The following is a 23,006-nucleotide window of genomic DNA, read 5'->3' on the forward strand; positions in this document are numbered from 1 at the left end:
GGCCCGGTCGGTGGCATGCGGCTTTGAAAGAATTCTGTAGATATGCGACACTGCGCCTTTGCAGACCGCTCCAGGCAACCCACCCGATGAAATTCGTCTCCACCATCGCAGGATGCATCCTGTTCGTCCTGTTCTTCGGCTTCGCGCTGAAGAATACGCAGGCAGTCGACCTTCACTTTTTCCTCGGTTATGAACTGCGCGGCCCGCTGGTGCTGATGCTGCTCGCGTTTTTCGTGGCCGGCGCCGCCCTCGGCATCCTGGCCGTCACGCCCACCGTGTTCCGTCACCGCCGCGAAACCTCGCAGCACAAGAACACCATCCAGGCCCTGCAAAGCGCCGCCGGCACCGGCGCCGCCCAGCCTGCCTCGGACGCGGTCGCGCCGACGCCGCGCTGACCCTCTCCGCGCAGCCCGCTACACTGCGCTACACTGCGCACTCGGTAACACAACATAAAAAGAAACTCATGGAAGCTGAAATCTGGTGGCTGCTGGCCATTCCCTTCTTCTTTGGCCTGGGCTGGATCGCCGCCCGCGTCGACATCCGGCAACTCGTCTCCGAATCGCGCACCCTGCCGCGCGCCTACTTCAAGGGCCTGAACCACCTGCTGAACGACCAGCCCGACAAGGCCATCGACGCCTTTATCGAGATCGTTACGCTCGACCCGGAAACGGCCGACATGCACTTTGCGCTCGGTAACCTGTTCCGCCGCCGCGGCGAGATCGAGCGCGCGATCCGCGTCCACCAGAACCTGCTGGCGCGCCCGGACCTGCCGCTCGAACAACGCACCCACGCCCAGTACGAACTCGGCATGGACTACCTGAAGGCCGGCCTGCTCGACCGCGCCGAGGAAACCTTCAACGGCCTGGTCGAAGGCAGCTACAGCGTCCAGGCACGCAAGGCTCTGCTCGAAATCTACCAGCGCGAAAAGGAATGGAGCCGCGCCATCGACGCCGCCAGCGGCCTGCAATCCTCGGGCGCCGGTGCGCGCCAGAAGGAAATCGCGCAGTTCTATTGCGAGCTGGCCCAGGACGCCCTGGTACGCAGCGACTTGCCGGACGCACTCTCGCTGCTGGACAAGGCCCTGCATGCCGACCGCAACAGCGTGCGTGCCACGATGCTGCTGGGCGATGCGCTCCTGGCCCAGGGCGAGGTGGAAAGCGCGCTCACCGTCTGGAAGCGCGTCGAGCAGCAAAGCGTACCGCACGTGGCCCTGGTCGCCGGGCGCCTGATGGATGGTTACCGCCGCGTCGGCCGTCCGCAGGAGGGCGTGAACCTGCTGCGCTCCTACCTGGCCGAAGCCTCGTCGATCGACCTGATCGACGTCATCTTCAAGGCCGTGCTCGAGCTCGACGGCGTGGAGGCGGCCAAGGCCCTGGTGGTCGACGAGTTGCGCCGCAACCCGACCCTGCTCGGCCTGGACAAGTTGTTGGAGGCGCGCCTCATGGATGCGCCGGCCCACATCTGGGAAGAGCTGTCGATGGTGAAGAACCTGATCCACGGTTACACGGCGAAGCTGGCGCGTTACCAGTGCAGCCACTGCGGCTTCAAGGCGCGCCAGTACTACTGGCAATGCCCGGGCTGCAGCAACTGGGAAACCTATCCGCCGCGCCGCACCGAAGAACTAAACGTGATGAACTGACCATGGACATCGTCATTCCATCCCGCCTGCTGGCGGCAGCAGATTATCTCGGCCCTGCGCCGGCACAGTTGGACACGGTGCGCATGCTGGTGGTCGGCGACGTCATGCTCGACCGCTACTGGTTCGGCGAGGTCTCGCGCATTTCGCCGGAAGCGCCGGTGCCGGTGGTGCGCATCGAGCGCCGCGAAGAGCGCCTTGGCGGCGCCGCCAACGTGGCGCGCAACGCGGCCGCGCTGGGCGCGCACAGCGGGCTGCTGGGCGTGGTCGGCAAGGACGAGGCGGGTACGCAGGTGGAAACCCTGCTGCGCGACTCCAGCATCCACAGCTACCTGCAGCGCGACGAGGCGATCTCCACCATCATCAAGCTGCGCGTGATCGGGCGCCAGCAGCAGATGGTGCGCATCGACTTCGAGGATGCGCCAACCGAAACCGTGTTACGCGACAAGTTCACCCAGTTCAAGGCACTGCTGCCGCGCTACGACGTCCTGATCTTCTCGGACTACAACAAGGGCAGCCTGGTGAACGTGGCCGAGATGATCCGCGCCGCGCGCGAGGCCGGCAAGTTCGTGATGGTCGACCCGAAGGGCGACGATTTCTCGCCGTATGCCGGGGCCAGCATCCTGACGCCCAATAAGTCGGAGCTGAAGCGGATTGTCGGCAACTGGAAGACCGAGGAACAGCTGACGCAAAAGGCCCAGGCATTGCGCGACGAGCTGGGCCTGGAAGCCTTATTGCTGACGCGCTCGGAAGAGGGCATGAGTTTGTACACGGCGCAGGAAGTGCTGCACGTGCACGCCGATGCGCGCGAAGTGTTCGACGTGTCGGGCGCCGGGGATACCGTGATCGCGACCATGGCGGCGATGCTGGGCGCCGGCGCGCCGATGGATGTGGCGCTGGCGACCGCCAACCGGGCCGGCGGGATTGTGGTCGGCAAGCTCGGGACCGCGACCGTGACGCGCGAGGAGTTGTTCGGCGCTTGAGGTCGTGGTGCTCACCTCGCTCGGGTAAGCACAGGTACGACCGCGTGGGCAGCAGGGCTGGCTAAATGCCAGCACTGCGAATGCCCACCCTACGAAAAACAGAAGTACGGCACGGGTGGCGAGCCGACGAGCCCGTAGGGTGGGCACTCGTGCCCACGCGGTACCACCTCCGCACCCTGGAAACGCCGGCCAACATCCGCTTGATCTCCATCAACCGCAACACGTCAACAGCGCCGCCGCTCAGCCGTTAAGCGCGCTGGACGGCAACCGCCGTCCCTGTCACGACTATGGAGACCACATGATCAAGCAACTGATGCTCGCATTCGCCGCGCTGGCCGCCTCGGCCAGCTTCGCCTTCGCCCAGGTCGACGTCAACAAGGCCGATGCCGCCGCCCTCGACGGCGTGAAGGGCGTGGGCCCGAGTATGTCGAAAGCCATCCTCGACGAGCGCGCCAAGGGCGAGTTCAAGGACTGGGCCGATCTGCAGAAACGGGTGAAGGGCATGGGCGACAAGAAGGCAGCCAAGCTGTCCGAGGCCGGCCTGCAGGTGAATGGCAAGGCGAAAGAAGGCGCGGCCATGGCGGCGAAGACCGACAAGCCGGCCAAGGGTGCCAAGGAAGCCAAGCCGGCCGAGGCCAAGGCCAGCATGTAATGGAAGAGGGTGAGCCGGCGTGGCTGCAGGCAGCCGCGTTGGCTTGCCTTCGTCACTCGACCAGACAGCTTTTTCGCCTGTAAAGACTGCAAGACCAGGCGTGTGCGTGAGAAGATACGTTGCTTGATTGAAGCGCAACGATAAGAAGGAAACGCATGCCTCACGTCCGCCGCATTACTCTCCTCGTCGCCGGCCTGTTCGCCGCCGCCGTCGCCGCACCGGCCACCTCGGCTACCTCGGGTCCCGACACCACCCGTCACCAGGCGCAGATCGACAAGATCGTCGCCGAGATCTCGCCGAAGCGCATCGAGAATTACATCAATAAACTGGTCAGCTTCGAGACCCGCCACACGATGTCCGATACCGTGTCCGAGACGCGCGGCATCGGCGCCGCCCGCCGCTGGATCAAGAGCGAGCTCGAGCGCTGCGGCGCCGGCAAGCTGCAGGTGAGCTTCGACAGCCACGTCGCGCCGGTGTCGGCCCGCATCTCGCGTCCGACCGAGATCGTCAACGTGGTCGCCACGCTGCCGGGCACGCAGGAGGCCTCGAAGGAGCGCCTGTACGTGGTCAGCGGCCACTACGATTCGCGCAACACCGACGTGATGGATGCCGAAGGCAAGGCGCCGGGCGCCAACGACGACGCGTCCGGCACCGCCGCCGTCATGGAAATGGCCTGCGTGATGGCCAAGTACAAATTCGATGCGACCCTGGTCTTCATGGCCGTGGCCGCCGAAGAGCAGGGCCTGCTGGGCGCCGGCCACTGGGCCAAGCAGGCGCGCGCCAACAACCTGAACGTGGCCGGCATGTTCACCAACGACATCATCGGCAGCTCGCGCGCCGACGATGGCCGCGTCGACAACAAACAGGTGCGCCTGTTCGCCCAGAGCATCCCGGCGACCAAGGAAATGAGCGACGCGGTGCGCCAGCTGGTGGCCACCGGCGGCGAGAACGATTCGATCTCGCGCCAGCTCGCGCGCCATGTGAAGGAGCAGGGCGAGCGCTACGTGAAGGGCTTCAAGGTCAGCGTGATCCAGCGCCACGACCGCTACCTGCGCGGCGGCGACCACATGCCGTTCCTGGAGCAGGGCTATGCCGCGCTGCGCTTCACCGAACCGAACGAGGACTTCTCGCACCAGCACCAGAACCTGCGCACCGAAAACGGCAAGGTGTATGGCGACCTGATCGAGTTCGTCGACTTCGACTACACGGCCAAGGTGGCCAAGGTGAATGCCGCGGCCCTGGCCTCGCTGGCCCTGGCCCCGAGCGCGCCGAAAGACGTCAAGGTGCGCACTGACAAGCTGGTGAACGACTCGACCCTGGTGTGGGCGGCGAACCCGGAACCGGACGTCGCGGGTTACCGCATCGTCTGGCGCGATACGACCGCGGCGCAGTGGGAAGGCTCGCAGTACGTGGGTAACGTGACCGAGGCCACGGTCAAGCTGTCGAAGGACAATGTGTTCTTCGGCGTGCAGGCGATCGACAAGGACGGCAACGTCAGCCCGGCGACCTATCCGGCGCCGCTGCGCTGATCGTGCACGGCGCTTGCGCCGTGTGATTTTCGTAGGGTGGGCTCTTGAGCCCACGCGGTCTCACCGTGTGACCGGATGCAGCCTGAAACGGATTGCGAACGTTCGCGTCCTCCGTTGAACGCCTTTGGATATGCATCGGTACCATACCGCGTGGGCACAGGTGCCCACCCTTGTATCTTGACCGAGTTGGTGGTTAGCTACTGCCAGCAGAGGTGAAGACCAGCTTGGGCCCACCCTTAAGGCTCGACCTTGGAAGGTAGATCAAGCCCTTCACCTCGTTCCCACACCATGCCAAACACTGGACGGTAGCCAAGGGCAATGACCCTGTATGCACAAGGAGAGTGGGTGTGTTGATCGAGGACGCAAGGAGAATTTATGTTTTATCTAGGTGTAGACGTTGCCAAGAAAAACCTTGACTGCATGCTGCTCGATAGCGAGACCGGCAAGCTCAAGTCGAAGAGTAATATTCCAAATACAGCTGCTGGCTTTGTGGAGTTGCTTGACTGGCTGAACGAAAAGAAGGCGTCCAATCCACACGTGGTGATGGAGCCGACAGGGATGTATCACGAAGCCGCTGCATTGGCCCTGGCCGATGCTGGACTGGTCGTATCGCTGGTTAATCCAGCTCAGCTGCGCGCTTTCGCGCAAGGACTGGGGGTGAAGAACAAGACCGATAAGCAAGACAGTGCGGTGCTGGCTCGCTTCGGCATGGCCCAAAATCCTGCACCATGGCAGCCACCATCGCCGTCAGCACGTCACCTCAAAGCCCTGCTGGCGCGCCGTGATGCAGTCGCCGACGATCTACAGCGCGAACGCAATCGCAAGGAAGCAAACGACTTTAGCTCGGTACCAGAAGCTGTAAGCGCCTCTATTGCAGAATCAATCGCTTTTCTGCAGGCCGAACTGAAGCGGTTGGAAAAGATGATTGCCAAGCACATCAATGACGACCCGGACCTGCGCAACAAGAAAGAACTACTCGAAACGATACCTGGTGTCGGTCCTCGTGTTTCGACCCATATGACGACGTTATTTGCTGGTCGAACGTTTGAGAGCGCCGAGCAGCTGGCAGCCTATCTGGGGCTCGTGCCAGTTGTATGGGAGTCAGGATCTTCGGTACGTGGCCGGCCGCATATGTCGAAAGCCGGCCCTGCTTACTTACGCAAAGTGCTGTACATGCCTGCCGTCGTGGCAACACGCTGTAATCCGCATATTAAGGCGCTGAATGAGCGACTGCTCGCCAAAGGTAAAACCGCGATGGCCGCAATTGGAGCCGCTATGCGCAAGCTGGCACACCTGTGTTTTGGTGTCATCCACTCCGGCAAGCCCTACGACCCAAAATTTGCATGTAGGGCTTGACGGGTAAGACGGTATCTACAACCCCTCCCGCCTCCTCGCCATACGCCCATCCGCTTCCCGGTTTAAAATGGTGTTTTAAGGAACAGCAAGAGAGCGAACATGGCCTACAAGACCATCGAAGATACGATCGGTAACACCCCGCTGGTGCAGCTCGTGCGCCTGCCGGGCGCTGAGATTGCCGCCCGCAACAACATCATCCTCGGCAAACTGGAAGGCAACAACCCGGCGGGTTCCGTGAAGGACCGCGCCGCCATGTCGATGCTCAGGCACGCCGAGGCGCGCGGCCAGATCAAGCCGGGCGACACCATCATCGAGGCTACTTCAGGCAATACCGGCATCGCGCTGGCGATGGCCGCCTCGATCCGCGGCTACAAGATGGTCCTGCTCATGCCCGACAACCTGTCGATCGAGCGCCGCCAGAGCATGGCGGCCTACGGCGCCGAAATCATCCTGACCCCGAAGACCGGCGGCATGGAATACGCGCGCGACATGGCCGAGCAGATGCAAAAGGACGGCAAGGGCATCATCCTCGACCAGTTCGCCAACCAGGACAATCCGCTGGCCCACTATGAAACCACGGGTCCGGAAATCTGGCGCGACACCGAAGGCCGCATCACCCATTTCGTCAGCGCCATGGGCACCACCGGCACCATCATGGGCGTGTCGCGCTACCTGAAGGAACAGAACGAGAACGTGCGCATCGTCGGCGCCCAGCCCGAAGAAGGCTCATCGATTCCCGGCATCCGCAAGTGGCCGCAAGCCTACCTGCCGAAGATCTTCGACAAGAGCCGCGTCGACCAGGTGGAAAACGTGAGCCAGGCCGCAGCCGAGCAGATGGCGCGCCGGCTGGCGGCGGAAGAGGGCATCTTCTGCGGCATCTCGGCCGCCGGCGCCTGCGAAGTGGCGCTGCGCATCGCGCAGACCGTGGAAAACGCCACCATCGTGTTCATCGTCTGCGACCGCGGCGACCGTTACCTGTCGACCGGCGTGTTCCCGGCCTGAGGGCGGCCAGCCTGCCGCGGCAGGCAGTGTACAAACGACAAAGGAGCCACAAGGCTCCTTTTGTTTTTCTCGCAAGCTTAATGCAAGATCGGGCGCTCAGCCCGAAACAGCCGATTACGACTGGTCGCTGCCGCTCGACGGTGCTGCGCCTTCTTTCGGCTTGAACTGCTTGTCGCTGATGCGGAACTTGTTGCGGCGGTCGCCCATCAGGTAACGCAGGTCGCGGATCGACAGGTCGCTGACTTCGTGCATGCGGATCAGCAGCGAAGCGCCGACCGGCAGGCGGTGGTGGCGGATTTTCGAGATCACCGGCGGCGCCACTTCCAGGGCGCGCGACAGGGCGGCGTCGTTCTTCAGGCGCAGGTTCTCGATCAGGGTGTCCAGCAGGCGGTTCGGGTTGTATTGCAGCAGTTCGTCCGATTCCGCATCGCTGTTCATATCAATGCCGACTTGGTTTGTCATGATTTGAATAATTCCTATATGGGTTTACGGAAAGTCGCTAGCGGCGGTTCGATTCCGGAAGGTCTTTCGAAAAAATCTACTCAATTGTACAACTATTTTTGAGTCTAGTACTTATGAGCAATAGAATTCGGTAGTAAAGTCTCTGTTTGTTGTCTAGTCGCAACAATAGCCGCAATGCAATTCTCTCACAAACTCACGGAAAAAATAATTGTTTTTTCGTTAAACTTGAGTGTAAAGGAAACAGGTTTTGCCTGCCGCACGTTTCAAATTGATATGCTTGATTGACAAGACTTAGGGGGGTATGCAGCTCCACGGAAAGTTTCCATAGAGTATAGAAAAGAAAACACGAGGGGTACACCGGGGGAGTACCCGGTGTCAAAAAGCGTTTATTAGAACAAACTTAAGCCTCAGGTGTTACAGGCTGTTACAAATTTCGTGCTCTACAACAGTGCATGCTAGCGTGCTTCGCGCACCGCCCGGCCCAGGTCGAGCACCGACATCGCGTAAAAGTAACTGCGGTTGTAGCGGGTGATGGCAAAGAAGTTTTCGCTGGCCGCCCAGTATTCGGTCGCCTCGGCGCCATTCTGCAAGTCGACCAGGCCGTACAGGCGCTCGCCCGGCAGCGGCACGTCGGGCGTGATGCCGGCGCTTAGCAATTCCTCGGCGCGCAGGGTGGCGCTCAGGCCGCGCTCCAGCAATGGTTCCCAGGCACGGCTCGGCGCCACTGATACCTGGAGCACGGTTGGGGCCTTGTCGAGCGGGTTCCAGCCGTGCTGGATCAGGAAGTTGGCCACGCTGCCGATGGCGTCGGCGGTCGAGCCGCGCAGGTCGATGTGGCTGTCGCCGTCGAAGTCAACGCCGTATTTGAGGATATTGCCCGGCATGAACTGCGGCAGGCCGACGGCGCCCGCGAACGAGCCCAGCAGTGAGAACGGATCGATCTTCTCGTGGCGCGCCAGCAGCAGGGCCTGTTCCAGCTCGCTGCGGAAGAAAGCGGCGCGCGCCGCCCGGTTCGGCGCTTCCGGATAGGCAAACGCGAGGGTGGTCAGGGTGTCGATCACGCGGAAGCGCCCGGTGTCGCGGCCATACACGGTTTCCACGCCGATGATGCCGACCAGGATCTCGGCTGGCACGCCATAGGTCGCCTCGGCACGGGCCAGCGCTTCGGCGTTCTCGTTCCAGAAGCGCACGCCGGCGTTGATGCGGATCGGTTCGATGAAGCGCTCGCTGTAGGCCTGCCAGTTCTTCGGTTTGCCCGGCGGCGCCGGTTTCACCAGTTGCACCGCCGACTCGACGAAACGCACCTGGCGCAGCAGCGCATCCATCTCGCCGCGCTCGAAACCGTGTTTCGCCACCATCTCGTCGCCGAAGTCGCGCACCGCCTGCCACTCGGCGAAGTTGACCTGCTCGCCGTCGTAGTCGATGGGTTTGGCTGCGGCTGCGGCCGCCACGGCCGGCGCTTTCCTGGCGGGTCTGGCTTTCGGCTTGGCGGCCTTGGCCTTCGCCGGCTTGCTCGCCTTGGCCGTTTTGGTGGCCTTGGCCGCCTTGGCATGATGGGGCTCGGCAGCGCCAGCCTGGTGGAGCGGTGCTGCCGAAAGAACGAACGCTGCGAACAGAGATGCAAATGCGGGTACGAACTGTTTCATCTGACCTGGGAAAGTAAGCGCTTCAGGGTCGCGGCGAGATCGGCATCGGCGCGGCGCGGTGCATAGCGCCAGGCACTGTAGCGGCGCAGGAAGTCCTGCGCGGCGGCCTGCGCGCCCGGCGCCAGCCGGCCCGCCGCGCCGATCCGCTCGGCATAGGCATGCGGGCCTTCGTCCGGCGCGCGCGCCAGCCCCAGCCGGGACAGGCGCGTGCACAGGGCCGAGTATAGCGCATCGATCGGATCGATCCCGCGCCGGCGGCGCCAGGTGCGTACCAGCAACAACAGAATTGCCAGCGAGGCAAGCCAGGCCGGCAGGCGCCAGTCCAGCAGCGACGACTGCAGCTGCTCGACCATGCCGCGCTGGCGCTGCGGCGTGTAGTTCAGCACCCACTGGTTCCAGCCATTGTTCATGGCGCCGGCCGCGTAGCGCATCTGCGCCAGCCAGGGGTTGGCTTCGCCGTCGATGCGCATGAAGCGGCCCAGGCCTTCGATGCCGAAGGGTGGGCGTGGCGGCACTGCACCCTCCAGCCCGCGCTGCACACGTTCGGGCGCCACCGCCGCGGTCGGGTCGATGCGCACCCAGCCGCGCCGCGCCAGCCACACCTCGGCCCAGGCGTGGGCATCGGACTGGCGCACGGTGAGGTAGCCGTCGAGCGGATTCATGTCGCCGCCCTGGTACCCGGTGACCACGCGCGCGGGCACACCGGCGGCGCGCATCAGGAACACAAAGGCGCCGGCGTAATGCTCGCAAAAGCCGGCGCGGCTGCCGTACAGGAAGCCGTCGACGGCGTCCTTGCCGAGCAGCGGCGGGTTCAGGGTGTAGACGTAGTTTTCGGTGCGGAAGCCGCGCAGCACCGATTCGACGCGCCGGCCCGGGTCGGGAATCGCGCGCAGCTGCAGGCCGGCCATCAGCGCGCGCGGGTTGCTGTCGGCCGGCAGCTGCAGCCACTGGTCGGCATCCTGCGGCAAGCCGTCGGCCTGCAGGCGGTAATGGATGAAGGAGGAGACCTGGTAGCGCAGCCGGCTGTCGATCGGGGCCAGCGTCGTCATCTCGACTTCGCCCGACAGCTGGGCGGCGTTCCCGGTGATCGCCGGCAAGCGTTCGGGCATCTCGAGCGCGAACAGCCAGCGGTTGTTGGCCGGCTCCAGCGTGACTTCGTAGCGCAGCGGCTCGCCCGCCACCGACAGCGGCAGGCGCCGGTTCGCGAGCGCCTGGCGCTGGGCCGGGCCGCGCTGAGCAGGACTGAGCCTGGTCCAGGTGCGGCCGTCGTAGTCGCCGAGCACCGGGCCGCGCCAGTACAGCTGCTCGCGCTCCGGCGGCGCACCCTCGAACTTCACGCGGAAGGCGGTTTCCGGCGACTGCGCCAGGTTCGCCAGCATGCCCGGCGCCATGGTCTCGGACAGGCCCGAGCGCGCGCCGTTGGCGTCGCCCGGCAGGCCCCAGAGCGGTCCTTGGATGCGCGGGAACAGGAAGAACAGGGCCAGGGCCACGGGCGCGGCCAGGCCCAGCATGCGCGCGCTCATCCGGAAGCGTTCGCGCAGCGGCGGCAGGCTGCCGGCGAACTGGAAGCTCATCTGGGTGGTGAACAGCAGCAGCACCGAGGCCGACATCAGGAGGGCGGTGGCGATGCCCTGCTCGTAGAAGAAGTTGGTCAGCACCAGGAAGAAGCACAGGAAGACCACCACGAACAAGTCGCGCCGCGCATGCATCTCCAGCATCTTGAAGGCCACCAGCAGCACCAGCATGGCGACTCCGGCATCGCGCCCGAGCAGGGTCTGGTAGGTGTGCATCACGCCGAGCATGGCGCCGGCCGCCAGCGGAATCAGGATCAGGCTGGGCGGCATGCGCTTGCCGCGCAGGGTGATCGCGGCGCGCCAGGCCAGGGTGGCGCCGCACAGCAGCGAGACCCAGAGCGGCAGGTGCAGGGTATGCGGTGCCAGCACCAGCAGCGCGCTGGCGAGCAGCAGCAGGGTGTCGGCTTTATCGCGCGGCAGGTTGGCCAGGTGCGCCAGGTTCATGGCATGCTCCCGTTGCCGGGATTGTCATACAGGGCCAGGGCGCGCAGGCAGGCCGCCTGGTGCGCGGCGCCATTGCCCGCATCGTAGCGGTCGGCGCCGAGGCGGAAGGCATAGGGCAGGGCGTGGCTTTCCGCTTCCAGCACCCAGCGCGTCAGGCGCGACAGGCGCGCCTCGAGATCGAGCTGGACCGGCAGCGCGGCCAGGTCGAGCACCAGTTCGTCGCGCGCGCCGCCTTCGAAATGCTTGGTGGCGAGCTGGCCCCCCTCGGCCGGGTCGAGGCGCGCGATCTGGCGCCAGGCCAGGCGCCGCATCGCGTCGCCCGGCTGGTAGGGGCGCACGCCGGCGAAATCGTCGCTGCCGGCCTGTCCGGTGCCGTCGCTGCGCCCGCCCGCCACCTGGGGCAGGGGCGGCGCGCCTTCCTCGGGGAAGGGATACACCAGCCCGTGCAGGTCCGGATGCCAGTAGGCCCAGGCGCGGAACAGGCCGAGCGGAAAGCGCGTGCTGAGGGTCAGGCGCGGCGCCGCCAGCGGGCCGCGATGTTCCGTCGGCACGGCGATGCGCACGGCCGCGCTGGAACCGGCCGGCACGTCGGCCACGTGGCGCGGCTCGGCCACACCGGCCACGTCGACCCACACCGCATAGCGCGTGCGCGGGCCGGGGTTGGCCAGTTGCAGTTCGAACGGCGCTTCCTGGCCGCAGAACACGTTCGGGGCGCGGCCCGGCGTGAGCACCAGGTGGGCCAGGTTGCGCCAGGTGAGCACCATGTCGACCAGGGCGCAGGACAGGGCCGTGAAGGTGAGGGCATAGCCCAGGCCCAGGTTGTAGTTGATCGAGCCGACCAGCAGCACCAGGATCAGGGCGCCGAAGCCCAGCCCCGGCCCGGTTGGCAGGATGTAGATGCGGCGCTGGCCGAGCAGCAGCGATCCCGTATCGCGTTCGCGCACCAGGCGGCTGCCCGCCTTGCGGCGCAGCCGGCCAAGGAAGGAGCCCGCGGTGTCTGCCTGTGCCTGCGCCATGGCGCTTATACCGGCACCGATTTCTGCAGCTGCAGCACCAGGTCGCGGCTGGCCAGGGCCATGCCCTGCGCCGAGCGCAGTGGGCGCAGGCGGTGGGCGCAGACCGGCACCAGCACCGCCTGGATGTCTTCCGGCAGCACGTGGTCGCGCCCTTCGAGCGCAGCCCAGGCGCGCCCGGCCTGGAGCAGGGCCAGGGTGGCGCGCGGCGACAGGCCTTCGGCGAACAGCGTGCCCTGGCGCGAAGCCTGGGCCAGGGCCTGCACGTAATCCACCAGCGCGTTCGATGCATGGATGCGCCGCAGCGCGGCCTGCGCCTCCATCAGTTCGGCCGGGCTGGTGGCGGCCTGCAGGGTGCGCAGCATGGCGCGCCGGTCTTCGCCCAGCAGCAGGGCGCGTTCGGCGGCCGGGTCGGGGTAGCCGAGCGAGAGGCACATCAGGAAGCGGTCGAGCTGGGACTCGGGCAGCGGGAAGGTGCCGACCTGGTGTGCCGGGTTCTGCGTGGCGATGACAAAAAAGGGTTCCGGCAGATCGCGCGTGACGCCGTCGAAGGTGACCTGGCGTTCTTCCATCGCCTCGAGCAGGCCCGATTGCGTTTTCGGCGTGGCGCGGTTGATTTCGTCGGCCAGCAGCACCTGGGTGAAGATCGGGCCGGGATGGAACACGAAGCCGTTCTTTTCGCGCTCGTAGACCGAGATGCCGGCCACGTCGGCCGGCAGCAGGTCGCTGGTGAACTGGACGCGGTTGAACTTCAGGCCGAGCGAGAGGGCCAGCGCGTGCGCCAGCGTGGTCTTGCCGACGCCGGGGACGTCCTCGATCAGCAGGTGGCCGCCGGCCAGCAGGCAGGTAAAGGCCAGCCGCACCTGCTGGTCCTTGCCGACGACGATCTGGCCGACCTGGCGGGCGGCGGCGTGCAATTTGTTGAACATGCTTGGGTTCCCATGGTCGAATGGTGCGACGGCCCGGGCGGCATGGTAGATTAGCGATATTGGCAACTATTCTTCCACGCGGGGAGGGCCGTCCGGATGATTCTATGCGAGAACGGATATTTCCGGTGTATGGATGAGCAGGGCAGTCACCCACGCTTGACGAGCGCACCATGAGCACAGCTATTTTCAGCCATCCCGATTGCCTGAAGCACGACATGGGCGACTGGCACCCGGAGTCGCCCGACCGGCTCCAGGCCATCGAGGACCAACTCATCCTGGCCCGGCTCGACGGCCTGGTCGAACGGCGCCTGGCGCCGCTGGCCGAGGAAGCGTCCATCCTGCGCAACCACACGCCGGGCGCGCTGGCGCTGGTGCGCGACCATGTGCCGGTGGAAGGCGAGTTCTATCCGCTCGATGCCGACACCATCCTGTGCCACGCCAGCTACGGGGCCGCCCTGCGCGCGGCCGGCGCGGCCGTGGCGGCGACCGACGCCGTCATCGCCGGCAGCATCGCCAACGCCTTCTGCTCGGTGCGCCCGCCGGGGCACCACGCCACGCCGAAGGAGCCGATGGGCTTTTGCCTGTTCAACAATGTGGCGATCGCGGTGCGCCATGCGCTCGAGGTGCACGGCCTGGCGCGGGTGGCGATCGTCGACTTCGACGTCCACCATGGGAACGGCACCGCCGACGCCTTTCGCAATGACCCGCGGGTGCTGATGGCGAGCTTCTTCCAGCATCCTTTCTACCCGTATTCCGAGCCTGAGCCGATCACGGCCACCAGCGTGAATGTGCCGGTGGCGGCGCGCAGCGGCGGGGACGTGGTGCGCGACGTGGTTCGTGACCAGTGGCTGCCGGCCCTGCACGCGTTCCGGCCGCAGATGATTTTCATCTCCGCCGGCTTCGACGCCCACCGCGACGACGACATGGGCGGCATGGACCTGGTCGAGGCCGATTATGCGTGGATCACGCGCGAGGTGATGGCGGTGGCCAGGGAGCATGCGCAGGGAAGGATCGTCAGCTGCCTGGAGGGGGGATATGACCTGTCGTCGCTGGGGCGCAGCGTGGTGGCGCATCTGAAGGTGCTGGCCGAGCTGGACTAGCACCAATCCCAGTCGCTGACGCCGCGTTGGTGACGGCTTTGACCGTACGGTGGGCACTCCGTGCCCACGCGGTTACGTGCGTGTCCTTGAATCGTTGGCTGGTGATGCTCGCTCCGCGGCTTTCGCCCTTGACGATACGTTAGCGAGACGCTTCTGGACACGCCGCGAGGCCGCATTCATTTCGATATGGCGCGCGCCAACACGGATCATCGTTCCGCGTGGGCACGGAGTGCCCACCGTACGGGAACCGTCAACATATATACCGACGTTGCCATCCATCTTGCACTGGCGTTAACGCGACACATCCACAAACGATGTTTCGTCTTACCTTCGCACAATTGACTCTCATACATACGCATCCTACAGTCGACCCAGCCGTAACAAGCGGCTGCGCCTGCGTCAGCCGGCAGCGATGGCGGCCGAAACAGGCGTCCACTCAGACAAGGAGGAGATGGTGAAGAAAGCACTTCAACTGGCCATGGCGCTCTGCCTGATGGCCGCATCCGGCATGGCCGCCGCGGCCAACTACACGCTGTGGATCAACGGCCGTACCGGCGGCGGGGTGGTCGGCAACTACAACAGCTTCACCTACTGGGGCCCCGGCACCACGGCCGCCGGCGTCAACAAGAAGTCGGTCAACTGGGACGGCCGCAGCAGCATCGCTTCGCAAAGCGGCAAGATCCGCGACGCGCTCGACTGCTTCTGCACCGGCGGCAACTGGTGCTACATCGCCACCCACAGCGCCGGCGATCTGATCCTTGGCTACACCCTGGCCAACTACGGCGGCTCGGCGCGCGTCAAGAAGAACGCCAGCGCCAACGCCTCCGGCGTGTGCGGCAACCTTGATGGCAGCTCGCAAACCGGCTGGAACATCAAGTGGGTGCGCGCGGCATCGGGCGCGGGCGGCGGCTCGGAACTGTCCGACGCCGGTTCCTGGGCCGTGTCGGAAGCCCTGGTCAAGGACCTGAAAACCACCACCGCGCGCGCCATGTACAACCACAACACCACGCGCAACATCTGGTTCTACATGTACGCCGGCGCCAAGGGCACGGCCTATTCCGGCATCCTGCCGGGCCAGGACGACGAAGCCGTGGCCTACCACAGCACCGGCGGCGTGGCCGGCACCTCGGGCGGCTCCTACTGCAACCCGAGCGACTGGCTGTGCAACGACCTGACCCTGGGCACGGCGGCCAACGAGGGCGGCTCGGCCAAGTGGAGCTACCACTCGGTCAGCTTCCGCGACGACGCCGAGGCCTACAACCACTACGCGAACGGCAACTGGGGCGGCATCGTCGGTGTCGTGCGCAATGCCGTGGTGAACAGTGCCCTCTGAGCATCCACAGGGCCGCCCGGGCGGCGGCCCGTCCTTCCTGCGCCGCTGGCTGCCGCTGGCGCTGCTGGCGGTGCTGGTCGCGGCCCTCGCCTGGCTGGCCTTGAGGGGAAGCGGAGAGTCCGCAGTAGCCGAGCCTCGCACGGCTTCTGCTCCCTCTCCGCAAGGGCCGCAGTTCTTCGGCCAGGTCGACGGCCAGCCGGCGCAGCCGTCCGCCGCCGAGCGCGCCCAGCGCCGCCAGCAACTGATCGAGCACGTGCAACTGACGGATCACACCTATTGCAGCTACCTTGAAGGCAGCAAGTACCCGGCCGGCTCGCGGCCGATGTCGCAGAATCCCGACCAGGCCTACCCGAACAGGCCGGTCACCGAAATGACGCCGATGCGGACCAGCGATCGCAACAGCGACCCCAACATCCTGCTCCAGACCTCGCAGTCGCGCGTCTACATGGCGGCCAACGAATCGGTCGCCTTCTCGCTACGCGCGGTGGCGCCCGACGGCACGCTGGTGCCACTGGTGGTCACGCGCGCCGTGGCCGCCGGATTGATGACGACCGGCGCGCGCCCGACCACCCAGGTGGCGCTGGCCTTTGCCGACGATGGCGGTGGCGCCGACCCGGTGGCCGGCGACGGCGCCTTTGCCGCCGTGCTCACGCCGGCCCAGACCGGACTGGCCGGCTTCCACGGCACCATCCGCACCGAGGTGCGCTATACGGCGGGCGGCAAGAACGGCGCGCTGATCTTCGACGTCATCTATTCGCCGCGGCTGCCGGCGGTGTGGGCCGGGCCGCCGCGCGAAGTCGTGACCGACGGCTCGCTCGCCTTTGTGCTGCGCGCCGACGTGCGCACGCCGGGACGCTATGTGGTGACCGGGCGCATCGACGATGCGAAAGGGCGCCCGTTCGCGCTGGCCACCTTCAACGAGGTGCTGGGACCGGGACCGAACGACATCAAGCTGGCCGTGTTCGGCAAGCTGATGCACGACGGCGCGCCGGCCCTGCCGCTCACGCTGCGCGACGTCGACGGCTACCTGCTGAAGGAAAACACCGATCCCGACCGCGAGCTGATGCCGCGCCTGGAAGGGCCGGTGCTGAAGAGCCGGACGCAGTCGCTGGACGGCATCTCGGATGCCGAGGCCGGCGGCGAGGAACGCGAGCGCTACCTGGCCGAGTTCGGCAAGGACCGCAAGCTCGCGCGCGACAGCCTGGACGCCTTCGATCCGTCGCAACCGCTGCCGCCGAGCGAATGCGGGGCGCCGGCGCGCTAGTGCACGCCTGAGCCATGCCTGCACGAGGGTGGCGGCGTTTCGATGCCGCCATTCCTTCCTCCTCGCTGTTCGGTATCCTTCCCACGACGCCCACGCTGCGCGCGATTGACGCAGCGCCTCCCACGTTGTTCGATGGCCGTTACAACAACACGGAGGAAGACATGGGACGTCCTGCACGCGGTTTGCGTCAACTCGCACTTGCGCTGTGCCTGCCCGGCATGCTTGCTGCCGGCGTGGCGAGTGCCACCAACTTCACCCTGTGGGTCCACGGCCGCACCGGCGGCGGCGCCATCGGCAACTACAACGACTTCGCCTACTTCGGCCCGAACGCCACGCCGGCCGGTGTCAACAAGAAGTCGGTCAACTGGGACGGCAGGAGCGGCATCGCCTCGCAAAGCGGCTACGTCCGCAATGCGCTGGACTGCTTCTGCACCGGGCAGAACTGGTGCTACATCGCCGTCCACAGCGCCGGCGACATGCTGGTCGGCTATACCCTGGCCAACTACGGCGGCTCGGCGCGGCCGGTGACCAACGCCCAGGCGAATGGCGCCGGCGTGTGCACCGGGACCGGCGGCAGCCAGGCCGGCTGGAACATCCGCTGGGTACGCGTGGCGGCCGGTTCCGCCGGCGGCAGCGAGCTGGCCGACATCGGCGCCTGGGTCACAAGCGAACCGCTGGCCCAGCAGCACAAGGTGGCCACCGCGCGCGCGCTCTACAACCACAACGACACGCGCAACATCTGGTTCTACATGTACGCGGGCGCGAACGGCACCCTGTACTCGTTCGCGCTGCCTGGGCAGGACGACGAGGTGGTGGCTTACCATAGTTCAGGCGGTGCGTCGGGGAGCTCGGGCAGTTCGCTGTGCAATCCGGGCGACTGGTTCTGCAACGACCTGACCCTGGGCGCGGGCAACAACCAGGGCGGGCGGCCGAAGTGGGCGTACCACGCGGTGGTGTTCCGCGACGATGGGGAAGATTACGGGCACTACACGGGGCGGAACTGGGGTGGGATTACGTCGGTGCTGCGGCGGGATATGGAGAACCTGGCGCGGTGAAGCAAGCACGAGCAACGATGTGATCTGGCTGCAGCGGCAACCGTACGGTGGGCACCTCGTGCCCACGCGGAAACCTGCACGGTGTTAGCGCTCATCACTGTCGAAACGTGTGAATGACGCCGGAGTATCAGGAGCACATCGCTAGCTCTTCCATGCTGCAAGCGTTTCGAGCGACATCGCGCGGCAGCAGACTCCGGATAAACACGTAACCGCGTGGGCACGGAGTGCCCACCGTACGGGATATGCCGCGGGCGTTAACCCGCGCTGCCTTTGCGCATCTGCGCCTTCTCCGCCGCCGTCGGCCGTTTCCCGACCACATACACCGTGTACATCGGCTGGCGCGGGTCGATCGGCAGCGCCATCTCGCCTTCGACCGCGGCATTCGCCACCGGCGCGGGCGCCGCGCGTTCGGCCGGACCGCTCAGGCAGGCCACCAGGCCCAGTACCAGGAATGCCCCGAAAATCCACACTTCCACGTTGCGACCGATCCCCATGATCTTCTCCTCGACCCGGCCACCGGCGGCCGGTCTCGTCATGGTGCCGGGCTGGCACTGCGTCGCTATTGCAACAGATCAAAGGATTTCGTTCCGTGTGGAAACATTCCGACATGCAGGAGGCGACGCGGCAGGGACAAGCCGCGTAGAATACCGCCTCGTCAGAAAGAATTGGAAAGCACAGCATGTCGATACAATGGTTCCCGGGCCACATGAACTCCGCCAAGAAGCAGGCGGAGGAGCAGATGGAAAACATCGATCTCGTGATCGAGGTGCTCGACGCACGCCTGCCTGAAGCGAGCTGCAACCCGCTGGTTGACCGCATGCGCAAGTTCCGCCAGCGTCCCGTCCTCAAGATCCTGAACAAGATCGACCTGGCCGATCCGGTGGCCACCGCCGCCTGGAAAGCCTATTACGATGCCCAGGACGGCGTGACCGCCTACCCAATGACGACCAAGAAACCGCTCGACGTGGCGCGCATCCCGCAACTGGCGCTGTCGCTGGCGCCGCACCGCGGCGTGCCGACCAAGCCGCTGCGCATCATGATCATGGGCATCCCGAACGTAGGCAAGTCCACGCTGATGAACGCGCTGCTGAAAAAGCGCGTGGCCAAGGTCGGCGACGAGCCGGCGGTGACCAAGACCCAGCAGAAGCTCTACCTCGACAAGCACACCGTCCTTGTCGATACGCCCGGCCTGATGTGGCCGAAGATCGAGATGGACAGCGACGGCATGATGCTGGCCGCCAGCCACGCGATCGGCACCAATGCGCTGATCGAGGAGGAGGTCGCCTTCTTCCTGGGCGACCTGCTGCTGGAGCGTTACCCGCAACTGCTCACCGCACGCTACGGCTTCAAGACCGAGGGCATGGACGGTATCGCGGTGGTGGAAAACGTCGCGGCGCGCCGCGGCTTCCGCGTACGCGGCGGCGAGTTCGACGTCGAAAAGGCGGCCCACGTGCTGCTGCACGACTACCGCAGCGGCGCCCTCGGCCGCATCAGCCTCGAAACCCCGGAAACCCGCGCCGCCCGCATCGCTGCCCATGAAATCGCCATGGCCGAAAAGGCGCGCATCGCCGCCGAAAAAGCCGCCGCCAAAGCCGAAGAAGCCGCCCGCGGCAAGCGCGGCACATAAGTCTCGAAGCCGGCATTCCACCGGCGTCACCGCGGTCCGTGGCTTAATTCGTAGGGTGGGCACTCCGTGCCCACGCGGAAGCATGCGTCGCGGCTGCGGTTTTCCCTATCGTATCGGAGGCATACCGCTATGGCGTCCAAGTGATCAGCCACCTACGCCTCCACCTCCCCAAACCTGAAACTCGACACCGCCAGGCTGCCAAAGAACGCATCCTCGTGATACACGTTCTCAGCCCGTTCCTGCTCCGCCGCGCCCAGCGCCACCATCAAAGGAATCAAATGCTCCTCCCTCGGATGCGCCGCCCTGGCTGAGGGCGCCTCCTCCCAGCGCAGCAGCGCCGCCGTCCGCTCGGCCGGCGCCAGGTCCAGCAAGGTCCGGTTCAGCCACCCATCGAACCCGTGCGACGCCTCGCGCCCGCTCGCCCCGAACTGGCGCAGGTTATGGAACGACAGCCCGCTGCCGATGATCAGCACCCCTTCGTCGCGCAGCGGCGCCAGCGCCCGCCCGGCCTCGACGTGGGCCAGCGGATCGAGGTCGCGCCGCAGCGACAGCTGCACCACCGGCATGTCGGCCTGCGGATACACCGGATACAGCATCGAGAAGGTGCCGTGGTCGAAGCCGCGTTCGGCGTCCAGCGCGGCCGGATGGCCGGCTTCGTTCAGCAGGGCGGCCACGCGCGCCGCCAGTTGCGGCTCGCCCGGGGCAGGGTAGCTTACCTGGTAGGTATGCGGCGGAAAGCCGCCGTAGTCGTAGATCATGCCGGGCGCGTTCGATGACGAAACCATGAAGCGCGCCGCTTCCCAGTGGCTGGTCACCACCAATACCGCCTTCGGGCGCGCCTTCAGCTGGCGCGGGATATCGACCAGCGAGGCTTCGAGCTTGTCGTAGGCGTTGCCGAATTCCTTCTTCAGCCAGGGCCAGGGGCCGCCGCCGTGGGAGACGAAATAGGTGGGCAGGCGGGTGGGCATGGCGGGGCTCCTTCATGTGGCGACAGAGTTTGATGGTAGCCGATCCGGCGATTCGGTGTGGTGGTGGGTTCGAGAACCCAACCTACGAGATTCGCCGTTGTAGGGTGGGTTCTCGAACCCACCGTGTTCCAAACATGCACCGCGCGGCCCATGACCATGAACGTAAGCCCTTGCTCGTTATATAATCCGCCCCGTTCTGGTGCCCGCGCGCGCAATCCGCGTGCGCAGTTAAACGGGAAACACGATGCTCCTGCGCCCCCGGCGCACGGCCCAGGTGTGCTGCCCCCGCAACGGTAAACAAGCGTCGCCCCGGCGACAGGCCGCCTCGAAGACCACTGTGCACGGCATAGGAAGGTGAGGCGGTCCGACTTGCTAGCCCGGATACCGGCCAGGACAGGTGGACATTCCCAGGGAATGTCCGTTGAATCCGGCCTGCGGGGACGCAGGCTGGATGCACACTAATCGAATAACGACATCATGACTTCTGCTGTTCCGACCAGCGCGCCGGCGATCAAGCCGCTCGTGCTTGCCTGTGCCTTTTCCCTGTTCGCCAATGCCGCCAGCGCCGAGCAGGCCATTGCCACCGTCAACGTCACCGGCGCCCGCTTCGCCAGCGACGCGGCATTGAATCCGATCGGCGCCACCGTGATCACCGCCGACGACATCCGCCGCGCCGGCGCCAACGACGTCAACAGCGCGATCCGCAAGATCGGCGGCGTGTTCGGCCGCCAGAGCCTGGACGGCTCGCCCGACTTCGGCCTCGACCTGCGCGGCTTCGGCTCGAACAGCAGCCAGAACATGGTGATCCTGGTCGACGGCGTGCGCCTGAACGAGAACGAACTGGCCGGCACTATCCTGTCGTCGATCCCGGTCGAGACCGTCGAGCGCATCGAGATCACGCGCGGCGGCAGCAGCGTGCTGTACGGCGAAGGCGCCACCGGTGGCGTCATCAACATCATCACCAAACGCGGCGCCGACGACGGCTACCACGGTTCGCTGAGCCTGGAAGGCGGCCGCTTCGACCAGTACGATGCGCGCGCCTCGGTACGCCACGGCGAAGGCCCGCTGTCGTTCGACCTGGCCGCCGACAAGCAGGGCACCGACAACTACCGCAACAACAACGCCTTCCGCCAGAAGAGCATCAGCGGCGGCTTCCAGTGGGCCGTCGATGGTTCGCGCCTCGGTTTGCGCGTGGAAAGCGCACGCCAGCACGGGCGCCTCCCGGGTTCGCTGACCCAGGCAGAATTCGACGCCAACCCGCGCCAGACCAACACCCCGAACGACTTCGGCTCGCTCGACAGCGACCGCGTCACCCTGTTCGGCGAACACCGCATCGGCAGCGTCGAACTGGCGGCCGAGCTGTCGCACCGCGAACGCGAAGTGAAGTCGGCCTACGACTTCGGCAGCGGCCCGTCCGAGTCGACCTACCGCAGCCGCCAGACCCAGTTCTCGCCACGCCTGCGCCAGATTTCGCGCCGCGACGGCATGCTGAACGAGTTCGTGGCCGGCGTCGACCTGACCCGCTGGGAGCGCAGCACCAGTTTCGGTTCGGAGTCGAGCCAGGATGCGAAGGCGGTCTACGTGCGCGACGAAATGCGCTTCGCCAGCGTCTACAATGCGCGCCTGGCCGTCGGCGCCCGTCACGAGCGCTTCGACAAGGAAGACGATAGCGGCTTCGGAAGCCCGGAACAGGGCGAACAGTCGCAGAACGGCTGGAGCGTCGAAGGCAGCATCGACCCGGTCGCCGGCATCACCGTGCACGCCAAGGCGGGCGAAAGCTACCGCATCCCGAACGCCGACGAAAACGGCTACCGTGCATCAAGCGGCCTGCTCGACGTGCAGACCTCGCGCGACCTGGAACTGGGCGTCACCGCCGGCAGCGATGCACGCCGCATCAGCGCGCGCGTGTTCCGTCACCGCCTGACGAACGAGATCTTCTTCGACCCGACCCTGAACGGCTTCGGCGCCAACACCAACCTCGACCCGACGCGCCGCCAGGGCGCCGAAGTCGAAGGCCACCTGACGTTTGCCGGCGACTGGCGCATCACCGGCCAGCTGCAGCACGTGGAGGCGAAGTTCACCGACGGCCCGAACGCCGGCCGCGAAATGGTACTGGTGCCGAAGAACGTCGTCACCGCGCGCCTGGCGTGGATGCCGGCGACCGGCCAGACGGCCGACATCGGCGCCCAGTACGTGTCGAACCAGCGCGTCGGCAACGACTTCGCCAACACCTGCAGCGCGCGCATCCCGTCGTACACGACGATCGACGCACGCTTCGCGCAGAAGGTCGGCAACTGGGAGTTCGCGGTCAATGGCCTGAACCTGGCCGACCGCCAGTACTACAGCAACGCCTTCGGCTGCCGCAGCGGCATCTACCCGAGCGACGGCCGCCAGCTGAAGCTCTCGGCGCGCTACGACTTCTGATGACGTAAG

Annotated in this window: 20 protein-coding genes and 1 riboswitch; of the genes, 13 read left to right on the top strand and 7 right to left on the bottom strand. The window is 65.9% G+C overall.

Going from position 1 to position 23,006, the window contains the following annotated elements; genetic code table 11:
- Window positions 1-86: 86 nt before the first annotated feature.
- From ACWYRN_RS16065 to cysM, 7 genes are all read left to right on the top strand, one after another.
- Window positions 87-395: a LapA family protein gene (locus ACWYRN_RS16065; protein WP_488688593.1), complete on the top strand. Its 309-nt coding sequence runs from the start codon at window positions 87-89 to the stop codon at window positions 393-395.
- A 68-nt stretch (window positions 396-463) separates the two neighbouring features.
- On the top strand, window positions 464-1,639 hold the full coding sequence (lapB, locus tag ACWYRN_RS16070) for a lipopolysaccharide assembly protein LapB (protein WP_488688594.1): 1,176 nt from the start codon (window positions 464-466) through the stop codon (window positions 1,637-1,639).
- 2 nt (window positions 1,640-1,641) lie between these two features.
- On the top strand, window positions 1,642-2,619 hold the full coding sequence (rfaE1, locus tag ACWYRN_RS16075; protein WP_488688595.1) for a D-glycero-beta-D-manno-heptose-7-phosphate kinase: 978 nt from the start codon (window positions 1,642-1,644) through the stop codon (window positions 2,617-2,619).
- 298 nt (window positions 2,620-2,917) lie between these two features.
- On the top strand, window positions 2,918-3,271 hold the full coding sequence (locus ACWYRN_RS16080; RefSeq protein ID WP_488688596.1) for a ComEA family DNA-binding protein: 354 nt from the start codon (window positions 2,918-2,920) through the stop codon (window positions 3,269-3,271).
- A gap of 155 nt (window positions 3,272-3,426) precedes the next feature.
- Entirely contained in the window at window positions 3,427-4,800 is a 1,374-nt protein-coding gene (locus ACWYRN_RS16085) for a M20/M25/M40 family metallo-hydrolase (protein ID WP_488688597.1), read from the top strand.
- Window positions 4,801-5,175: 375 nt separating this feature from the next.
- Window positions 5,176-6,156 carry an IS110 family RNA-guided transposase gene (locus ACWYRN_RS16090; protein WP_488688451.1) on the top strand — a complete coding sequence of 327 codons (981 nt, stop codon included), beginning with the start codon at window positions 5,176-5,178 and terminating at the stop codon, window positions 6,154-6,156.
- Between the two features lie 99 nt (window positions 6,157-6,255).
- Window positions 6,256-7,158: a cysteine synthase CysM gene (gene cysM, locus ACWYRN_RS16095; protein WP_229438727.1), complete on the top strand. Its 903-nt coding sequence runs from the start codon at window positions 6,256-6,258 to the stop codon at window positions 7,156-7,158.
- Between the two features lie 114 nt (window positions 7,159-7,272).
- On the opposite strand, the gene ACWYRN_RS16100 is transcribed toward cysM, so the two are convergent.
- From ACWYRN_RS16100 to ACWYRN_RS16120, 5 genes are all read right to left on the bottom strand, one after another.
- Window positions 7,273-7,620 carry a hypothetical protein gene (locus ACWYRN_RS16100; protein WP_229438728.1) on the bottom strand — a complete coding sequence of 116 codons (348 nt, stop codon included), beginning with the start codon at window positions 7,618-7,620 and terminating at the stop codon, window positions 7,273-7,275.
- Between the two features lie 455 nt (window positions 7,621-8,075).
- Window positions 8,076-9,266, bottom strand: coding sequence for a lytic murein transglycosylase B (gene mltB, locus ACWYRN_RS16105; RefSeq protein ID WP_488688598.1), 1,191 nt, complete (start codon window positions 9,264-9,266; stop codon window positions 8,076-8,078).
- Window positions 9,263-11,284, bottom strand: coding sequence for a transglutaminase TgpA family protein (locus ACWYRN_RS16110; protein WP_488688599.1), 2,022 nt, complete (start codon window positions 11,282-11,284; stop codon window positions 9,263-9,265). Before ACWYRN_RS16110 ends, mltB begins: the two co-directional genes overlap by 4 nt.
- The gene (locus ACWYRN_RS16115) at window positions 11,281-12,300 is read right to left on the bottom strand and encodes a DUF58 domain-containing protein (RefSeq protein WP_488688600.1); all 1,020 of its coding nucleotides are present in this window, start codon (window positions 12,298-12,300) and stop codon (window positions 11,281-11,283) included. The genes ACWYRN_RS16110 and ACWYRN_RS16115 overlap by 4 nt, the downstream gene beginning before the upstream one ends.
- A gap of 5 nt (window positions 12,301-12,305) precedes the next feature.
- Window positions 12,306-13,226 carry an AAA family ATPase gene (locus ACWYRN_RS16120; RefSeq protein WP_488688601.1) on the bottom strand — a complete coding sequence of 307 codons (921 nt, stop codon included), beginning with the start codon at window positions 13,224-13,226 and terminating at the stop codon, window positions 12,306-12,308.
- A gap of 170 nt (window positions 13,227-13,396) precedes the next feature.
- Here ACWYRN_RS16120 and ACWYRN_RS16125 point away from each other — a divergent pair, with 170 nt between their 5' ends.
- From ACWYRN_RS16125 to ACWYRN_RS16140, 4 genes are all read left to right on the top strand, one after another.
- The gene (locus ACWYRN_RS16125) at window positions 13,397-14,326 is read left to right on the top strand and encodes a histone deacetylase family protein (RefSeq protein WP_488688602.1); all 930 of its coding nucleotides are present in this window, start codon (window positions 13,397-13,399) and stop codon (window positions 14,324-14,326) included.
- Between the two features lie 454 nt (window positions 14,327-14,780).
- Window positions 14,781-15,659: a hypothetical protein gene (locus tag ACWYRN_RS16130; protein ID WP_488688603.1), complete on the top strand. Its 879-nt coding sequence runs from the start codon at window positions 14,781-14,783 to the stop codon at window positions 15,657-15,659.
- Window positions 15,649-16,923 carry a choice-of-anchor X domain-containing protein gene (locus ACWYRN_RS16135; protein WP_488688604.1) on the top strand — a complete coding sequence of 425 codons (1,275 nt, stop codon included), beginning with the start codon at window positions 15,649-15,651 and terminating at the stop codon, window positions 16,921-16,923. The genes ACWYRN_RS16130 and ACWYRN_RS16135 overlap by 11 nt, the downstream gene beginning before the upstream one ends.
- Before the next feature lie 161 nt (window positions 16,924-17,084).
- Entirely contained in the window at window positions 17,085-17,978 is an 894-nt protein-coding gene (locus ACWYRN_RS16140; protein ID WP_488688605.1) for a hypothetical protein, read from the top strand.
- A 254-nt stretch (window positions 17,979-18,232) separates the two neighbouring features.
- Here ACWYRN_RS16140 and ACWYRN_RS16145 read toward each other — a convergent pair whose 3' ends face one another.
- The gene (locus ACWYRN_RS16145) at window positions 18,233-18,514 is read right to left on the bottom strand and encodes a hypothetical protein (RefSeq protein ID WP_229438737.1); all 282 of its coding nucleotides are present in this window, start codon (window positions 18,512-18,514) and stop codon (window positions 18,233-18,235) included.
- A 170-nt stretch (window positions 18,515-18,684) separates the two neighbouring features.
- Here ACWYRN_RS16145 and ylqF point away from each other — a divergent pair, with 170 nt between their 5' ends.
- Window positions 18,685-19,605 (top strand): ribosome biogenesis GTPase YlqF, encoded by a 921-nt coding sequence (gene ylqF, locus ACWYRN_RS16150; RefSeq protein ID WP_488692826.1) that lies wholly within the window; start codon window positions 18,685-18,687, stop codon window positions 19,603-19,605.
- Between the two features lie 152 nt (window positions 19,606-19,757).
- Here ylqF and ACWYRN_RS16155 read toward each other — a convergent pair whose 3' ends face one another.
- The gene (locus ACWYRN_RS16155) at window positions 19,758-20,573 is read right to left on the bottom strand and encodes a DODA-type extradiol aromatic ring-opening family dioxygenase (RefSeq protein WP_488688606.1); all 816 of its coding nucleotides are present in this window, start codon (window positions 20,571-20,573) and stop codon (window positions 19,758-19,760) included.
- Between the two features lie 180 nt (window positions 20,574-20,753).
- A riboswitch (cobalamin riboswitch) is annotated at window positions 20,754-20,980 on the top strand.
- A 70-nt stretch (window positions 20,981-21,050) separates the two neighbouring features.
- Here ACWYRN_RS16155 and ACWYRN_RS16160 point away from each other — a divergent pair.
- A complete protein-coding gene (locus ACWYRN_RS16160) occupies window positions 21,051-22,997 on the top strand; it encodes a TonB-dependent receptor family protein (RefSeq protein ID WP_488688607.1) in 1,947 nt (648 codons plus the stop codon).
- The last annotated feature ends 9 nt before the right edge of the window (window positions 22,998-23,006 follow it).

It is taken from the genome of Massilia sp. BAP21 (genome assembly GCF_057801335.1).

Bases quoted from the DNA above. Each gene is read 5' to 3' on its own strand.
- ACWYRN_RS16110 (WP_488688599.1), bottom strand. From the start codon at position 11,284: ATGAACCTGGCGCACCTGGCCAACCTGCCGCGCGATAAAGCCGACACC.
- ACWYRN_RS16115 (WP_488688600.1), bottom strand. From the start codon at position 12,300: ATGGCGCAGGCACAGGCAGACACCGCGGGCTCCTTCCTTGGCCGGCTG.
- ACWYRN_RS16140 (WP_488688605.1), top strand. From the start codon at position 17,085: ATGGGACGTCCTGCACGCGGTTTGCGTCAACTCGCACTTGCGCTGTGC.
- mltB (WP_488688598.1), bottom strand. From the start codon at position 9,266: ATGAAACAGTTCGTACCCGCATTTGCATCTCTGTTCGCAGCGTTCGTT.
- ACWYRN_RS16100 (WP_229438728.1), bottom strand. From the start codon at position 7,620: ATGACAAACCAAGTCGGCATTGATATGAACAGCGATGCGGAATCGGAC.
- ACWYRN_RS16090 (WP_488688451.1), top strand. From the start codon at position 5,176: ATGTTTTATCTAGGTGTAGACGTTGCCAAGAAAAACCTTGACTGCATG.
- ACWYRN_RS16085 (WP_488688597.1), top strand. From the start codon at position 3,427: ATGCCTCACGTCCGCCGCATTACTCTCCTCGTCGCCGGCCTGTTCGCC.
- ACWYRN_RS16080 (WP_488688596.1), top strand. From the start codon at position 2,918: ATGATCAAGCAACTGATGCTCGCATTCGCCGCGCTGGCCGCCTCGGCC.
- ACWYRN_RS16160 (WP_488688607.1), top strand. From the start codon at position 21,051: ATGACTTCTGCTGTTCCGACCAGCGCGCCGGCGATCAAGCCGCTCGTG.
- ACWYRN_RS16145 (WP_229438737.1), bottom strand. From the start codon at position 18,514: ATGACGAGACCGGCCGCCGGTGGCCGGGTCGAGGAGAAGATCATGGGG.
- ACWYRN_RS16155 (WP_488688606.1), bottom strand. From the start codon at position 20,573: ATGCCCACCCGCCTGCCCACCTATTTCGTCTCCCACGGCGGCGGCCCC.
- cysM (WP_229438727.1), top strand. From the start codon at position 6,256: ATGGCCTACAAGACCATCGAAGATACGATCGGTAACACCCCGCTGGTG.
- lapB (WP_488688594.1), top strand. From the start codon at position 464: ATGGAAGCTGAAATCTGGTGGCTGCTGGCCATTCCCTTCTTCTTTGGC.
- ylqF (WP_488692826.1), top strand. From the start codon at position 18,685: ATGAACTCCGCCAAGAAGCAGGCGGAGGAGCAGATGGAAAACATCGAT.
- rfaE1 (WP_488688595.1), top strand. From the start codon at position 1,642: ATGGACATCGTCATTCCATCCCGCCTGCTGGCGGCAGCAGATTATCTC.
- ACWYRN_RS16125 (WP_488688602.1), top strand. From the start codon at position 13,397: ATGAGCACAGCTATTTTCAGCCATCCCGATTGCCTGAAGCACGACATG.
- ACWYRN_RS16120 (WP_488688601.1), bottom strand. From the start codon at position 13,226: ATGTTCAACAAATTGCACGCCGCCGCCCGCCAGGTCGGCCAGATCGTC.
- ACWYRN_RS16065 (WP_488688593.1), top strand. From the start codon at position 87: ATGAAATTCGTCTCCACCATCGCAGGATGCATCCTGTTCGTCCTGTTC.